At 72.9% G+C, this 16,197-nt stretch carries 11 protein-coding genes; 4 read left to right on the top strand and 7 right to left on the bottom strand.

Translation table 11 applies throughout. The features are described from left to right. Positions 1-63 precede the first annotated feature (63 nt). Entirely contained in the window at positions 64-3,438 is a 3,375-nt protein-coding gene (locus tag ACGF3J_RS23475; RefSeq protein ID WP_393854643.1) for a pyruvate carboxylase, read from the top strand. Between the two features lie 70 nt (positions 3,439-3,508). Here the strand turns inward: ACGF3J_RS23475 and ACGF3J_RS23480 are convergent, their stop codons facing one another. Together ACGF3J_RS23480 and ACGF3J_RS23485 are read right to left on the bottom strand one after the other, a co-directional pair. Further along, positions 3,509-6,052 (bottom strand): discoidin domain-containing protein, encoded by a 2,544-nt coding sequence (locus tag ACGF3J_RS23480; protein ID WP_393854644.1) that lies wholly within the window; start codon positions 6,050-6,052, stop codon positions 3,509-3,511. Between the two features lie 165 nt (positions 6,053-6,217). Then, a complete protein-coding gene (locus ACGF3J_RS23485) occupies positions 6,218-6,838 on the bottom strand; it encodes a TetR/AcrR family transcriptional regulator C-terminal ligand-binding domain-containing protein (protein WP_393854645.1) in 621 nt (206 codons plus the stop codon). A gap of 119 nt (positions 6,839-6,957) precedes the next feature. Between ACGF3J_RS23485 and ACGF3J_RS23490 the strand changes: the two genes are divergently transcribed. The 3 genes from ACGF3J_RS23490 (at position 6,958) to ppk2 (ending at position 9,522) form a co-directional block, all read left to right on the top strand. Continuing rightward, positions 6,958-8,031 (top strand): aldo/keto reductase, encoded by a 1,074-nt coding sequence (locus tag ACGF3J_RS23490; RefSeq protein WP_393854646.1) that lies wholly within the window; start codon positions 6,958-6,960, stop codon positions 8,029-8,031. 127 nt (positions 8,032-8,158) lie between these two features. Then, entirely contained in the window at positions 8,159-8,524 is a 366-nt protein-coding gene (locus ACGF3J_RS23495) for a hypothetical protein (RefSeq protein ID WP_393854647.1), read from the top strand. Continuing rightward, positions 8,521-9,522 (top strand): polyphosphate kinase 2, encoded by a 1,002-nt coding sequence (ppk2, locus tag ACGF3J_RS23500; RefSeq protein ID WP_393854648.1) that lies wholly within the window; start codon positions 8,521-8,523, stop codon positions 9,520-9,522. The genes ACGF3J_RS23495 and ppk2 overlap by 4 nt, the downstream gene beginning before the upstream one ends. A 53-nt stretch (positions 9,523-9,575) precedes the next feature. On the opposite strand, the gene ACGF3J_RS23505 is transcribed toward ppk2, so the two are convergent. From ACGF3J_RS23505 to ACGF3J_RS23525, 5 genes are all read right to left on the bottom strand, one after another. Then, positions 9,576-11,108: a CHAD domain-containing protein gene (locus ACGF3J_RS23505; RefSeq protein ID WP_393854649.1), complete on the bottom strand. Its 1,533-nt coding sequence runs from the start codon at positions 11,106-11,108 to the stop codon at positions 9,576-9,578. Positions 11,109-11,220: 112 nt separating this feature from the next. Further along, complete coding sequence (locus tag ACGF3J_RS23510; RefSeq protein ID WP_393854650.1) at positions 11,221-12,345, bottom strand: M23 family metallopeptidase; 1,125 nt, start codon at positions 12,343-12,345, stop codon at positions 11,221-11,223. A gap of 60 nt (positions 12,346-12,405) precedes the next feature. Continuing rightward, on the bottom strand, positions 12,406-13,809 hold the full coding sequence (locus ACGF3J_RS23515) for a Gfo/Idh/MocA family protein (RefSeq protein ID WP_393854651.1): 1,404 nt from the start codon (positions 13,807-13,809) through the stop codon (positions 12,406-12,408). Between the two features lie 60 nt (positions 13,810-13,869). Then, the gene (locus ACGF3J_RS23520; protein ID WP_393854652.1) at positions 13,870-15,195 is read right to left on the bottom strand and encodes an alpha-glucosidase/alpha-galactosidase; all 1,326 of its coding nucleotides are present in this window, start codon (positions 15,193-15,195) and stop codon (positions 13,870-13,872) included. Further along, entirely contained in the window at positions 15,192-16,151 is a 960-nt protein-coding gene (locus ACGF3J_RS23525; protein WP_161327284.1) for a carbohydrate kinase family protein, read from the bottom strand. The genes ACGF3J_RS23520 and ACGF3J_RS23525 overlap by 4 nt, the downstream gene beginning before the upstream one ends. Between the last annotated feature and the right edge of the window lie 46 nt (positions 16,152-16,197).

Raw genomic sequence — 16,197 nt, forward strand, 5'->3', positions numbered from 1 at the left:
TGGCGTACCGGAGGTGGCGCCGACACGATGGTCTCGTCACCCGGCAGGCTGAAGGGATCAAGAATGTTCCGCAAGGTGCTGGTCGCCAACCGCGGTGAGATCGCGATCCGCGCGTTTCGGGCGGGCTACGAGCTCGGCGCGCGCACCGTCGCCGTCTTCCCGCACGAGGACCGCAACTCGCTGCACCGGCTGAAGGCCGACGAGGCCTACGAGATCGGGGAGCCCGGGCATCCGGTGCGCGCGTATCTCTCCGTGCAGGAGATCGTCCGCGCTGCGCTCCGCGCGGGGGCCGACGCCGTGTACCCGGGTTACGGCTTCCTGTCGGAGAACCCGGAGCTGGCCCGTGCCTGCGAAGAGGCCGGCATCACCTTCGTCGGACCCGACACCAGGATCCTGGAACTGACCGGCAACAAGGCCCGTGCCGTGGCCGCCGCCCGCGAGGCCGGCGTACCGGTGCTCGGCTCCTCCGCGCCCTCCACCGACGTGGACGAACTCGTCCGCGCCGCCGACGACATCGGTTTCCCGGTGTTCGTCAAGGCGGTCGCCGGCGGTGGCGGGCGCGGCATGCGCCGGGTCGAGGATCCCGAGCAGCTGCGGGAGGCCATCGAGGCGGCCTCCCGGGAGGCCGCCTCCGCCTTCGGCGACTCCACGGTCTTCCTGGAGAAGGCGGTCGTGGAGCCCCGCCACATCGAGGTGCAGATCCTCGCCGACGGGCAGGGCGACGTCATCCACCTCTTCGAGCGGGACTGCTCGGTGCAGCGCCGCCACCAGAAGGTGATCGAGCTGGCGCCCGCGCCCAACCTCGACCCCGCCCTGCGCGAGCGGATCTGCGCCGACGCGGTGAACTTCGCCCGGCAGATCGGCTACCGCAACGCCGGCACCGTGGAGTTCCTCGTCGACCGCGACGGCAACCACGTCTTCATCGAGATGAACCCCCGCATCCAGGTCGAGCACACGGTGACCGAGGAGGTCACCGACGTCGACCTCGTCCAGTCCCAGCTGCGCATCGCCGCCGGTGAGACGCTGGCGGACCTGGGGCTCGCGCAGGAGAACATCACCCTGCGCGGCGCCGCCCTCCAGTGCCGCATCACCACCGAGGACCCGGCCAACGGCTTCCGCCCCGACACCGGGCAGATCAGCGCCTACCGCTCGCCCGGCGGCTCGGGCATCCGCCTCGACGGCGGCACCACCCACGCCGGTACGGAGATCAGCGCCCACTTCGACTCGATGCTGGTCAAACTCTCCTGCCGCGGCCGGGACTTCACCACCGCCGTGAACCGCGCCCGGCGCGCCGTGGCCGAGTTCCGCATCCGCGGCGTCGCCACCAACATCCCGTTCCTCCAGGCGGTCCTGGACGACCCGGACTTCCAGGCGGGCCGGGTCACCACCTCGTTCATCGAGCAGCGCCCGCACCTGCTCACCGCCCGGCACTCCGCCGACCGCGGCACGAAGCTGCTGACCTACCTCGCCGACGTCACCGTGAACAAGCCGCACGGCGAACGCCCCGAGCTGGTCGACCCGCTGACCAAGCTGCCGGCCGTGCCCGCCGGGGAGCCCCCGGCCGGATCCCGGCAACTGCTGGCCGAGCTGGGCCCCGAGGGCTTCGCCCGCCGGCTGCGCGAGTCGTCCACCATCGGCGTCACGGACACCACCTTCCGGGACGCGCACCAGTCGCTGCTCGCCACCCGGGTGCGCACCAAGGACATGCTCGCCGTCGCCCCGGTGGTCGCCCACACCCTGCCCGAGCTGCTGTCCCTGGAGTGCTGGGGCGGCGCCACCTACGACGTGGCGCTGCGCTTCCTCGCCGAGGACCCCTGGGAGCGGCTGGCCGCCCTGCGCGAGGCCGTGCCCAACATCTGCCTCCAGATGCTGCTGCGCGGCCGCAACACGGTGGGCTACACCCCGTACCCGACCGAGGTGACCGACGCCTTCGTGCAGGAGGCCGCCGCCACCGGCATCGACATCTTCCGCATCTTCGACGCCCTCAACGACGTCGAGCAGATGCGTCCCGCCATCGAGGCCGTACGGCAGACGGGGACGTCCGTCGCGGAAGTGGCCCTCTGCTACACCGCCGACCTGTCCGACCCCGCCGAGCGGCTCTACACGCTCGACTACTACCTGCGGCTCGCCGAGCAGATCGTCGACGCGGGCGCCCACGTCCTCGCGATCAAGGACATGGCGGGACTGCTGCGCGCCCCGGCCGCGGCGACCCTGGTGTCCGCGCTGCGCAGGGAGTTCGACCTGCCGGTGCACCTGCACACCCACGACACCACCGGCGGCCAGCTCGCCACCTACCTGGCCGCCGTCCAGGCCGGCGCGGACGCCGTGGACGGAGCGGTCGCGTCCATGGCCGGCACCACCTCGCAGCCGTCCCTGTCGGCGATCGTGGCCGCCACCGACCACACCGAACGGCCCACCGGCCTGGACCTCAGGGCTGTCGGCGACCTGGAGCCGTACTGGGAGAGCGTCCGCAAGGTCTACGCCCCCTTCGAGGCGGGCCTCGCCTCCCCGACCGGCCGCGTCTACGACCACGAGATCCCGGGCGGGCAGCTCTCCAACCTGCGCACCCAGGCCATCGCGCTCGGGCTCGGCGACCGCTTCGAGGACATCGAGGCGATGTACGAGGCCGCCGACCGGATGCTGGGCCGCCTGGTGAAGGTCACGCCCTCCTCCAAGGTGGTCGGCGACCTGGCCCTGCACCTGGTGGGCGCCGGTGTCTCCCCGGCGGACTTCGAGGCGGAGCCCGACCGCTTCGACATCCCCGACTCGGTCGTCGGCTTCCTGCGCGGCGAACTGGGCACCCCGCCCGGCGGCTGGCCCGAGCCGTTCCGCAGCAAGGCGCTGCGCGGGCGGGCCGAGGCCAAGCCGGTGCCTGAGCTGAGCGCCGACGACCGGGAGGGGCTGGACAAGGAGCGCCGGGCGACCCTCAACCGGCTGCTCTTCCCCGGCCCGGCCCGCGAGTTCGACACGCACCGCTCGTCCTACGGCGACACCAGCGTCCTGGACAGCAAGGACTTCTTCTACGGGCTGCGCCCCGGCAAGGAGTACACGGTCGACCTGGACCCCGGCGTCCGGCTGCTCATCGAACTCCAGGCGGTCGGCGACGCCGACGAACGCGGCATGCGCACCGTGATGTCCTCGCTCAACGGGCAGATCCGGCCCATCCAGGTCCGCGACCGCTCCGCGGCCTCCGACGTCCCGGTCACCGAGAAGGCGGACCGCACCGACCCCGGCCACGTCGCGGCGCCCTTCGCCGGTGTCGTGACGCTCGCCGTCGCCGAGGGCGACGAGGTGGAGGCCGGTGCCACCGTGGCCACCATCGAGGCGATGAAGATGGAGGCCACGATCACCGCCCAGAAGGCCGGCACGGTCACCCGCCTCGCCATCAACCGCATCCAGCAGGTCGAGGGCGGCGACCTGCTCGTGCAACTCGCCTGACCCGGCGGTTGCACCCGCGCGCCCGGGGCCCACCCCCGTGCGCGCGGGTGCACCGCGTCCTAATCCCGGGTCACGGGAACTGCGTGACCTTGGACGGCACGGTGCTCGTCCCCGACGTGGGCGCGCCGGTGTCGTTGATGACGTGCCGGTACTGGCCCATGCCACCCAGCGAGATCACCTGGAGGTGGCGCATCCTGACGCCCGGCTTGACCGGCACCTGGAACCCGTGGTGCTGGACGATGCCCGGATCGGACGTGTAGTTGCAGTAGCTGCCCAGGGCCACCGCCTCGTGCTCGTTCACCGAGTCGGCGACCTTGTAGGCCGCGTAGCCGACGATGCCGTCGTGGGTGATGGCGGCCTCGTTCGGGGCGTCGTACGCCTTCTCGTTCTGGAAGAAGATGGTCCGTCCGCGTTCGCCGCTCCAGTACACGTCGTACTTGTTGAAGTGCTCGACGAACAGTCCCGTCGCGAGGACGTCGTCGCCGTTGACGCGCAGGCCGTAGTCGGCGCGGTTGGTCTCCCAGCCGACGCCCTCGCCGTGGTCGGCGCGCCAGATCCAGGTGTGGTCGATCAGCACGTCGTCACTGTTGACCACGACGGAGTCGGTGGCCTTGCCCGGTCCCGCGCCGCCGATGCGGATGAACACGTCCTGCATGGTGGTCGGGTTGGCCGCGTGGTCCGCGCTCGAACCGGGCGCCCCGATGCGCAGCAGCGTCTCGGAGTTCTGCGGCCCGGCGTCGATCAGGAAGCCCGCGAGCCGCACACCGTCCACGTCGGCCACGTGCATGGCGTCGACGCCGCCGTCCGGGATGATCGTGGCCAGGCCGAGGCCCAGCACGACGGTGTTGGCGCGGTCGACCTCGATGGTCTTGTCGATGTGGTAGACCCCGGGCGTGAACAGCAGGTTGAGGCCCTGGTCGAGCGCGGCGTTGATGGTCGTGGCCGTCGCGCCCGGCTTGACCACGTAGAACTGGCTGAGCGGCAGCGAGGTGCCGCCCGCGTTGGCGGGCCAGGACACCCCGCGGGCGTTGGTCCGCTTGGCCGGCACCCGCACCTTGTACTCGTTGCCGTCCAGGTAGAGGAACGGCTTCTCACGGGAGATCGGCGTCGTGTCGAGCGTGGTGTACGGGCCGGTCTCGAAGTTGCTCGCGGGCGCGCCCTCGACCCCGGTGAACGTCATGTTCCAGACGCCGTTGGTCCAGCCGCCCACCGAGCTGTCGCGGGTGTACCACTGCTGCTGCGAGTAGGGGCCGACCGTGCCGTCGACCTTCGAGTCCGCGATGTAGCCGCCGGAGGCCCAGCCGTAGCCGTTGGGCGCGAGGTTGAGGCCGCCCTGGACGTGGATGCGGCGGAAGGGTGCCGCCTGGGCCACCGCCCAGCGGTTGGTGCCGCTCACGGGCCGGATGGCGAGGTTCTCGGCCGAACGCCAGAAGTTCTGCGTGGCGTTGCCGTTGAACCAGCCGGCGTCGACCGTGATGTCGCCGTTGAGCTGGACGTCGTCGGGGTTGAGGCCCAGGCCGGAGACCGAGGTGTAGAAGCCGAGCTGGGCGTTGATGCCGTTGTAGGTGCCCGGCTTCAGCAGGAACTGGTAGCGCCCGCTGCCGAACTGGGCCGACTCCTGCTGGGCGAAGACCTGGTCGAAGCGCTGCTGGAGGTTCGGGGTCGAGGGGTCCACGACGATGACGTTCGGGCCCAGGTCGCCGCCGCCCTCGATCGGGGGAGTGCCGGTGGTGCCGGTGTGCACGGCGAACTCCCAGAGCGAGTAGCCGTAGCCCGTGGCACGCGCGGTGCCGTACACGCGGACGTACCGCCCCGAGCCGCTGACGTCGTAGGAGGCCTTGCCCCCCGTGGCGCCGGTGACGCTCTTCAGCGTGTGCCAGCTCTGTCCGTCCGAGGAGGCCTCGATCCGGAGGTCCTTGGCGTGGGCGGCCTCCCAGTGCAGGTCCACCTTGCACAGGTCGCGCACCGCGCCCAGGTCGACCCGCAGCCACTGCGGATCCGAGGCCTGGCTGGACCAGCGGGTGCCGGCGTCGCCGTCGAAGGCCGCGGCGGCGGGTGTCCCGGCGTTCTCGACGGAGGAGGCCGAGGCGGGCTTGCCGCGCGCGGCGTCGGCGCTGTCGCAGGAGCCGGGGACGGCGGGGCCCGTGGTGCCGAAGACCTGGAACTCCCACAGGGAGTAGCCCCAGTCGGTGGCCCGGTGGACGCCCTGCATGCGGACATACCGTCCCTGGCCCGAGACGTCCAGGGTGTCGGTGCCGCCGTCGCCGCCGGTCACCGTCTTCGCGTCGGTCCAGGTGCTCCCGTCCGGGGAGAGCTGGATCTTGTAGTCCTTGCCGTAGGCCGCCTCCCAGTCGAGGACGACCCGGGTCACGGACGCGGTGGCGCCCAGGTCGACCTGGAGCCACTGGTCGTCGCTCGCGGCCGACGACCAGCGGGTGCTCGTGTTCCCGTCGACGGCGTTGCCGGAGGGCGTTCCGGCGTTCTCGGCCGACGACGACGTGGCCGTGCGGCCCTGGGAGAGGGGCGTGTCGGCCGCGGTGGCCGTGAGGGGCGCGGGAAGGGTGACGAGCGCCGCCGTGGCGACGAGCGCGACACCCAAGGATCTGAGTCTCATCTGTGGGCTTTCTGCGGGTGCGGACAAGGAGTGGCCCAGCGCCAACCGCAGTACGCGGCGGCTTAGTTCAAGGTGTGATTTAAGTAGTGAGACCTCGATCGGGCAAGAGTCCGGGCAAGAGTTCGGGCAACTCTTCGGTCCGGGCGGCCCCGCTCGGACCGCCCGTCAGGTCGTCGGCCGGGTGAAGACCCCGGCCCGCGCCGCCGTCGCGGCGGCCTCCGCGGCGCGGTCGGCCGCCGCCTCGTCGAGCGGGTCGCCGGTGGTCAGCAGTCGGTAGTAGAGGGGGGCGGAGACGGCCCGGATCACCTCGTGGGTGTCGGTGGCCGCCGGCAGTTCGCCGCGATCCACGGCCTGCCGGGCGCAGGGCTCCCACTCCGCGACGCGGACCTCGTAGAACCGGTGCAGGGCGGCCGCCGTCTGCGGGTCGCAGGTGGCGGCGGCCAGGACGGCCTTGAACAGGGCGCCTTGGCGGGGGTCGGCCAGCGTGCGCTGCACCAGCCGGGCGTTCGCCCGCAGGTCGCCGAGGAGTGAGCCGGACTCGGTGCGGGGCAGTGACTGCTCCGCCATGTCCGCGAGCAGGTCGGCGACCAGATGGGCCGGGGTTCCCCAGCGGCGGTAGACCGTCGTCCTGCCGACCTCAGCGCGGCGCGCCACGTCGGCCAGGTCCAGGCCGGCCAGTCCGTGCTCCGTCAGCGCGTCGCCGGCCGCCCGGAGTACGGCGGACCGCACCCGTGCGGTGCGGCCGCCGGGGCGAACGGTGCCGTGGCCTGTGCTCTCGGACGCCATAACGGGACTCCTGTTCCATTAATGCGGTGACTGGTGCTAGCGTGGGTCCCACGTTAACGGAACAAAAGTCCCGTTAAAAGCCGTCGTCGTGCGCGACGGCCGGACGAGGGGATGCGGTTGTGGAATACAGGAGACTGGGCGCGTCCGGGCTGATGGTCCCGGCACTGAGCTTCGGCGCGGGCACCTTCGGCGGGCGCGGCGAACTGTTCGGCGCCTGGGGCGACACGGACGCGGCCGAGGCACGCCGGCTGGTCGACATCTGCCTGGAGGCGGGGGTGACCATGTTCGACACCGCCGACGTCTACTCCGCGGGCGCCTCGGAGGAAGTCCTCGGCGCCGCCGTCAAGGGACGGCGCGACCAAGTGCTGATCTCCACCAAGGCCGGCCTGCCGACGGGGGACGGCCCGGGGGACGCCGGGACCTCGCGGACGCGTCTGATCAAGGCCGTCGACCAGGCCCTGCGCCGGCTCGGCACGGACCACATCGACCTCTTCCAACTGCACGCCTACGACGCCGGCACCCCGGTGCACGAGGTGCTGGCCACCCTCGACGACCTCGTACGCGCCGGGAAGCTCCGCTACACCGGCGTCTCGAACTTCAGCGGGTGGCAGCTGATGAAGTCGCTGGCCGACGCGGACACCCACGGGTACCAGCGCTACGCCGCGCACCAGGTCTACTACTCCCTCGTCGGACGGGACTACGAGTGGGAGCTGATGCCGCTGGCCGTCGACCAGGGGGTCGGAGCCGTCGTCTGGAGCCCCCTGGGATGGGGACGGCTCACCGGCCGGATCGGCCGCGGCCGGCCCCTGCCACCCGGCAGCCGGCTGCACGCCACCGCCGACTACGGGCCGCCCGTCGCGGACGACCTCCTCTTCCGCGTCACGGACTGCCTCGACGCCATCGCGGAGGAGACCGGCCGGACCGTCCCGCAGATCGCCATCAACTGGCTGCTGCGGCGCCCGACCGTCTCCTCGGTCCTCATCGGCGCCCGCAACGAGGACCAGCTCAGGCAGAACCTCGGCGCCGTGGGATGGTCCCTGACCGAGGACCAGGTGGCCCGGCTCGACGCCGCGAGCGCCAAGGCCGCCCCCTACCCGTACTTCCCCTACGAGCGCCAGGAGGGCTTCGCCCGCGTCAATCCGCACCCCCTGAGCCGCGCGGGCGGCCATGCGAGCGCCTCCGCCCTCGGCTGACCTGGGAGTTCCGGCGCGCGGATCACGTCGTTGTCAGTGTGGTGCCGCAGAATGCGGGTAACCGAGATCAACACCGGCCGGACCGGGTAGGCGGTCTCGAGTCACTGACCTGGAAGGGCCATTGCCGATGCCGCTTCACGCCGTCCGACCGCGGACCGCCGCCTCCCGTGCCACCGCGCGCCACGCCCCGCTCGGCCAGGGGGAGGCCGAGGTCCTGCGGATAGTCGCCGACGCGCGCACCCCCGTCTTCGTCACCGTGCGCGAGGGCGGGCGGCGCAGGTACAGCTACTGGCGCCCGCTGGACTCCGCCACCGGGAGAGGCGGCTGCTACGTCGCGCTGCCCACCGCCGAGTGCGACGCGCTGCACGCCGCCGGGCGGATCACCCTCGGCGACCCCGTCGCCGACCCGGCGCGGACGACCTACCGGGTGCGGGCCGCCCGCACACCGGCCGCGGCCGTGCGCGCGCTGCCCCGGCGGGAGCGCGCCGCGTGAGCCGGGACGGGGCGGATCGCGAGGACGGGGCGCCGCGCGACGAAGAGCCCACCGAGGCGAACCTCCTCGACGGCCTGCGGATCGACGAGCGCAGACCGGAGAAGCCGGTCCTCCTCAACGCCGACCGGACCCCCATCGACACCTGGCGGGAGAACCACCCCTACGACCGCAAGGTGCGCAGGACCGACTACGAGCGCGAGAAGCGGGTTCTGCAGATCGAGCTGCTCAAGATGCAGCGCTGGGTCAAGGAGTCCGGACAGCGGATCGTGGTGCTGTGCGAAGGCCGTGACGCGGCCGGCAAGGGCGGCACCATCCAGCGCTTCACCGAACGTCTGAACCCTCGCGGCGCACGCGTGGTCGCCCTGGACAAACCGACCGAGAAGGAGGCCGGCCAGTGGTACTTCCAGCGCTACGTCGCCCACCTCCCCTCCGCCGGCGAGATCGTCTTCTTCGACCGCTCCTGGTACAACCGGGCGGGCGTCGAACGCGTGATGGGCTTCTGCACCGAGCCCGAGTACCGCGCGTTCCTCGAACAGGCGCCGCTGTTCGAACGCATGCTCACCGATGACGGCATCCTGCTGGTGAAGTTCTGGTTCTCCGTCTCCCGGGCCGAGCAGCGGACCCGTTTCGCGATCCGCCGGGTCGACCCGGTACGCCGCTGGAAGCTGTCGCCGACGGACCTCGCCTCGCTGGACCGCTGGGACGACTACACGGCGGCGAAGGTCGACATGTTCCGGGCCACCGACACCGAGCACGCGCCCTGGACGGTGGTCAAGAACAACGACAAGCGCCGCGGCCGGCTGGAGGCGATGCGCAGCCTGCTGGACCGCTGCGACTACCCCGCCAAGGACCACCGGGCCGTCGGCCGGCCCGACCCGCTGATCGTGGGCGCCGCCGACACCCTGCTGGAGGCCGACGAGGAACCGGCCGACCTCTCGCCGACACCCCTGGCCGGGCACGGTGAGGGCCCCGGGACCCATCCGGGCCCGACGCACTGACGCGGGCCGCCCGGCCCCTCGGTGGCGGGTGCCTCCGAGGGGCCGGGCGGCGCTCAGTGCTCCAGCGGAGCGCGCAGCGCCGGGTCCGAGGCCGCCCCCCACACCTCCGGCAGCTCCCGCTGCCGCGCCTCCGCGCCCGCCCGCTCCCTGCCGTGCAGCAGCCCCCAGGTGAAGGCGGACTCGCCCGCCGCGTGCGCGGCCACGCCCAGCGCCCGCAGGGCTTCCTGGGCGACGACCGCGTCCTGGTGCTCGCCGAGCACCTTCTGCACCTTCTTGACCCGCTTGCCGAGCCGCGCGACGGGCTTGCCGAACGCGGGACGCGCGACCTCGGCCGCGTAGCGGACCTTCTTGGCCTCCTTGCGGGCCTCGTGCAGGGCCGTCGCCCGCGCCGGACCGGGCTCCTGCGCGAAGGCGTGCTCCATCCGCCCGGCGAGGCGGCCGTACTCCTTGAGGACCGCCGCGGCCATCGTCCGGGCCGGCTTGCCCGACGCCTTGGCGCGCAGTGGCGGCTCCCGCAGCAGCCCGTCCAGCGCGTCGAGGAGCAGCAGATAGCGGGGCGAGTCCAGGGCCTCGCGCGTCCGTGTCAGCGCGTCGGCGCCGCGGGACACGTCCCACACCCGAAGCCGGGCGGCGACGGGGCCGAGCACCAGGTCGTCGGGCAGGTCGTCCAGCGCGGTGCCGATGCGGTCGCGCAGTACCTCCTGGTCCCGCGCCACGCCCAGCTCGCCCGCCAGCCACTTGAGTTCCGCGCGTATTGGATCGGTGGTCCCGCGGTCGAGCACCGACCGGTACGAGCGCAGGCAGCTGCGCAGACGGCGGCACGTGACGCGCATCTGGTGCACGGCGTCGGGCAGGTCGCGCCGGACCGCCGGGTCCAGGGCGACCAGCTTGCCGACCTGCTCGCGCAGATACCCGAGCACGTACGAGCCGGGGGACGCCGCAACCACCTCGGCGGGCTCCGGCACCGCCCGCCCGGTTCGCGAGCCGGTGTCCCGCAGCGCGCGGGCGAGCTTGGAGGGGCTGTCGGACCGGACGACGCCCTTCTTGCGGAGCTTCTTCTCCACGCGGTCCAGCAGACCGGGGTCCGTCCCGTCCGTGAGTTCGACCTCCAGTTCGCTCCACTCGGCACGGCCGCCGCCCGGCAGCAGCGAGTCGGCGCGCACGTCGTCGAGGCTCAGCTCGGCGAGGACCCTGCCCTTCGCGTCGCACAGGTGCCGCACGGTCCGCCTGGAGCGGATCCGGACGACCGGGCGCAGGCGGGCGCCCCGGGTGCGGGACAGGGCCAGCTCGCGCAGCGCCGGGGGCACCTCGTCGGACAGCGGGGCCCGCACCTCTTCCCGGGTGTCCCCGGTGAGCGGCAGCTTCAGATGCCAGCCGGCGTCCGCACCGCCGGTCCGACGGCGCAGCGTGGCCGAGGTCGCGACGAGACGCAGATCCTCGGTGTCGTGGTACAGCGCGTCCAGCTTCTCGGACGCGGCCTCGGTGACCGAGGCGACCGGACCGACACCGGTGAGGTCGGGCAGCCCGCCGGTGCCGCGGGTGGCGGGCTCGTACTTGCGTTCTGTCTCGTGCTTGGACTGGGTCATGTTGTGTCCCTGGACGGTATCCGGCGGATCAAACGCGCGCGGCGGGAGTGACACCGCGCCCGGAGGGCGGGCACACCTGCCTCCTTGTAAGGAGTTCCCTGTCCGGCGGCGGCTAGCCGCCGCCGACCAGCCAGGGCTGCGGGTCCGTGTAGTAGCCGTCGAGGACGACCTCGAAGTGGAGGTGCGGGCCGGTGGACAGGCCGGTGGAGCCGACCCGGCCGATCGGTGTCCCGGCCTCCACCGACTGCCCCACGGCGGTCTCCAGGGCGGACAGGTGGCTGTACGTCGTCTCCAGCCGCTTGCCCTGAATGGTCCCGTGGTCGACCACGACACGGTTGCCGTACGCGCTGGTCGGCGACGCGAACACCACGCGCCCCCCGCGCGCGGCGACGACCTGCGCACCCTGGGGCGCCGCGAAGTCCACGCCGGTGTGCAGCTTGGTCACGCCGGTCAGCGGATGCTCGCGCGATCCGTAGGGCGAGGTGATGGTGAGCGGGCTGACCGGGGCGGTCAGCAGGGCGCCGGCCGCCCCGCCCGCGCCGGCGGGGTCCTCCCGGTCGAGCGCCTCGTAGCGGGGGAGGAGCTTGTGGACCTCGGCGAGGTAGGTCTCCGCCTCCGCCGGGACGCGTCCCGCCTTCGTCACGGCGTCCGTTCCGGTCGCGTACGCGGCCAGCGTCAGGTCCACGAGGTCGCCGTTGACCCTGCCCTCGGTGCGCAGCTCGGTCACCTTCTCGGCCAGGGAGCAGTCCCGCCGGCCCAGCGCCATGATGGCGTCCGCCGGTTCGCGCGGCGAGGCCTTGCCGTTGCCGTCGTCGTCCTTGCCCCAGGTCCGCCACTCGGAGTCGGTGAAGGCGGCGATGCCCTTCTGCCCCGACAGCTCGTCCGTGTCGTCGCTCCAGCCGGAGAGCTGGTCGATCTGGGCGGCGAGCACGGACGGGTCGAGGACGGTGCAGGCCGAGGCCGCCTTGCGCAGCCACGGGACGTAGGACGGGTCGACGTCGACTCCCGAGGACCGTTTCGTGTCCGAGTCGTCGGGCCAGGGGTTCGGCAGGCCGCCCGTCAGGGCGAGGAAGGAGGCCACACCGATGACGGTCACCAGAGCCGGCAACAGCAGCAGGGTGAGGAGTCCGGGGCCCCGGCGCTTCCGCTTCCGCTTCGGGGGCTGCTCCGCCTGCTCCGGCGGTGCCTCGTCCGTGCGGCCGGTCGCCTCCGCCACGGTCAGCCGCTCGTCGTTCACCAGGCCGCTCGCCGGGACGTGATGCTCACCGGAGGAACGTAACGCGGCGGTGGCGGGGAGTCAGGAGACGCCGAGGCAGAGGGAGCTGCCCGAACGGGCAGAGCCGGACGGGTGCGGCGACCGCGAGGGCGCCGGGTCTGGCCGGGAGCGGATTACTTCGATAGCTTGCAGGTGCGGCCCCGTGTCATCCCCCGTACGCGGGGCCGCGCCAAGCGTCCGCGTCACGAGCCGACGGTGACCACCTCGCCGGTACGGCGGGCCCGTTCCGCGGCCCAGACGACCCGGTGGCTCGCCAGACTCGCGGCCGCGTCCGACGCCAGGGCGCTCGCGTCGCCGGTGGCGACCGCGTCGAGGAACGCGTCGACCAGCGCCTCGTCCCCGCTCGGCCGCCGAAGCCCCCGCCGTGATCTCGGGATCCACCACCGACTCGGCGCCCGTGCGGAAGTCGACCAGCCTGATGCTCGTCCCGTCCCCTTCGGCGAAGCCGTGCGTGCCGTGCAGCCGGGTGCGCCGGTGCCCCATCGGCGTGAAGGCGCTCATGGTGAACGAGCAGGTGGCGCCGTCGGCGAACTCCATGGCGACGACCTGGTGGTCCACGACGTCGTTGTCGCAGGCGTACACGCAACGCCCGTAGGGGCCGGTGCGCAGCGCCCGCTCCACGCCCTCCTCGGTGAAGGTGTCCGTCACCGCGGACAGCGGCCAGAACTCGCTGTCCGCGTCGCCCAGACAGCCGAGGTAGAGCCGCTTGGCCGAGTACGGGCAGTCCGCCTCGACCGAGCAGTCCAGGCAGCGTGCGGCCGCCCCGGCGGGCGCGGCGTCGGCGCGGAAATGGCTGAGCGACCCGAAGGAGGAGACCCGCCGCGGCGTGCTGCCGACGAGGTGGACCAGCCAGTCCACGTCGTGACACGCCTTGGTGAGCAGCATCGGTGCCGAGGTGTCGCTGCGGCCCCAGTTGCCGCGCACGAACGAGTGCGCCTGGTGCCACCAGCCGACCGGCTCCAGGTGTTCCACGCTGGTCAGCCTGCCGATCCGGCCGCTGTCCAGCAGGGACTTGAGGGCCCGCGTGTAGGGCGTGTAGCGCAGGACGTGACAGACCGCGAGCATGATTCCGGCCCGCTCCGCGGCCTCGGCGACGGCCGTCGCCTCCCGCTCCTCGGTCGCCATCGGTTTCTCCAGCAGCAGGTGGTAGCCGAGTCCCGCCAACCGGACCGCGGGCGCCGTGTGCAGGCGGTCCTGGGTGGCGACCACCGCCGCGTCCGCCAGCCGTTCCCGCCCCGCCAGCTCCTCCCAGCCGGTGTACAGGCGGTGCGCCGGCACACCGAACTCCCGCCCGGCCGCGGCCCGGCGCACGGGGTCCGGTTCGGCCACCGCCACCACCTCGCCCGCGCCGGTGTCCCGCGCGTGGCGTGCGTACGTCAGCCCGCGCAGACCGGCACCGACCAGCGCCAGCGTCACTCGGGGCATCGTCCCGCCTCCCTCGTCGTGTTCGTCCCTCGTCGTGTGCCTCGCGCCGGTCGCGTCGGCTCAGCGGCCGAGCACCGCCCGCAGCCCCGGCTGGAGCCGGTCACCGTGGGCACGGACCATGTCGTCGCACAGCTCCCAGATCTGCTCGACCCGCAGCGTCGCTGCCGTCGCCGGGTCGGTCATCGCGGCGTGCCTGATGTGCCGCGGGTCGTCCTCCGTCGCGGCCCGCACCACCAGGTCGGTGGTGCTCAGGTAGGTGCGGTTGAGGGCCGCCAGTTGCGGGGGCAGCGCGCCGATGCGGGTGGGCTGGATGCCCGAGGAGTCGACCAGGCACGGCACTTCGACGGCGCCGTGGGCGGGCAGGTTGTCGATCAGGCCGTGGTTCGGCACGTTGCCGTAGATCGTGCGCGGCGTGCCGGTCACGATGCTGTGGATGATCTGCGGGGCGTACTCCATGGTGCCCTCGACGGTGAGCGGGGCGCCGCAGGCCAGCGCGTCCCGGGTCCGCTCGTACTCGGCGACGTTCTCGTCCACGATGTCCAGGTAGGCGCCGACGGGCAGCCGCAGCCGGTCGATCTCGCTGTCGTGGTGCAGGTACCAGGGGACGTACTCGGAGGAGTGCTCGCTGGTCTCGGTCGGGTACGCGCCCAGGCGCCGGTACATGTCGACGCGCACCCGCCGGCGCAACTGCTCGTCCTCGGCGATCAGGGCGTCGAGCCGCGGGTACAGGTCAATGCCGCCGTGCTCCAGACGGAGCACCCACGCCTGGTGGTTGACGCCCGCGGCCCGGTAGGTGACCTCCTCGTAGGGGACCTTGAGCAGGTCGCACAGGCTCTGGATGGTCCAGTAGACGGAGTGGCACAGTCCCACCACCCGGGTCAGGCCGGTCGCCTCGGCGAGGTACTGGACGTTCATCGCCATCGGGTTGGTGTAGTTGAGCAGCCAGGCGTCCGGGCACAGCTCGGCGATGTCCCGACCCAACTCCCTGAGCAGCGGGAAGGTGCGCAGGGCGCGGAAGATGCCGCCGACGCCGAGGGTGTCGCCGATGGTCTGGCGCAGCCCGTACCGGGCCGGCACCTCGAAGTCGGTGCGGGTCGCCTCCCGCATGCCGACCTGCACGATGTTGATGACGAAGTCGGCGCCGGCGAGGGCCTCGCGGCGGTCGGCGTGCGCGGTGACACGCGGGCGGGCACCGCGTTCGGCGGCGATGTACTCGGCCGCGGCCCGCGCGGTGGACAGGCGCTCCGCGTCGATGTCGTGCAGCGCGATGTGCGCGGACTTCAGCTCGTCGAACGCGAAGAGGTCGGCGAGCAGGCCCTGGGTGAAGACGACGCTGCCGGCTCCGACGAAGGTGATCTTGGGGGCGGTCGGCTGGGCGGTGCTCATGCGGGGTTCTTTCCGTTGCGGGTGACCTGGGCGAACGCTTCGTCCCAGGTGGGCTGGGCGGTCGTGCCGCCGTGGGCGCGGGTGGACAGCGCGCCGCAGACGGCGGCGAGTTCGAGGGCGTCGGGCAGGGCGAGCCCGGCGAGGAGGGCGGCGACGAAGCCGGCGTCGAAACTGTCGCCGGCGCCCACCGTGTCGACGGGCCGCGCCGGGATGCCCGGCGTGCAGAGCAGGGTGCGGCCGTCGTGGCACAGGGCGCCCTCGGCCCCGTTCTTGACGACGACCGTCGGTCCGCGTTTCGCGAGGGCGGCCGCGGACTCGCCGAGGTCGGTGGTGTCGAGTCCGGCGAGCCGCCGCGCCTCGGCCGCGTTGGGCAGCAGGTAGTCGGTGTGGGCGAGGACGGCGTCGAGACCGGGCGGGTCCCAGCGCCCCGAGGGGTCGTCGTTCGTGTCGAGGGACGTCGTGGCGCCGTTCGAGCGCGCGGTGCGCAGCAGGGCGGGCAGACCGGCGGCGAGGCCGGGCAGCAGGAAGTACGACGCGGCGTGCACGTGACGGGCCGCGGCCAGCAGGTCGGCCGGGACGTCGGAGGCCGTCGTGGACCGCAGGGTGCCCGGCGCCGTCACGATGGCGCGGTCCCCCTCGGCCAGGGTCAGGACGACGGTGAGCGGCGTGGCCAGGCGCGGATCGGTGCGCAGGGCCGTGGTGTCGACGCCGTGCGAACGGAGGCTGTCGCGCATGTAGCGGCCCGCGTCGTCGTCGCCGACCCGCCCGGCGAACGCCACCCGCAGACCGAGGCGGGCGGCGCCGCAGGCCATGATCGCGGCGGAGCCGCCGAGCGTGAGGGCGCCGTCGGCCACGAGTTGTTCGCGCTGCCCGAAGGCGAGCGGGGCGTCGAGCGGCCCGAGGACGACGTCGGGGTTGGCATCGCCGACGACGAGCAGGTCGAGGGTGTGCGGCATGGGTCTTCCCTGGGATGACGGAGTGACGGCGGTGCGGGAGGGCCGG

It is taken from the genome of Streptomyces sp. NPDC048171 (assembly GCF_043202655.1).
Taxonomy (GTDB): Bacteria; Actinomycetota; Actinomycetes; order Streptomycetales; family Streptomycetaceae; genus Streptomyces.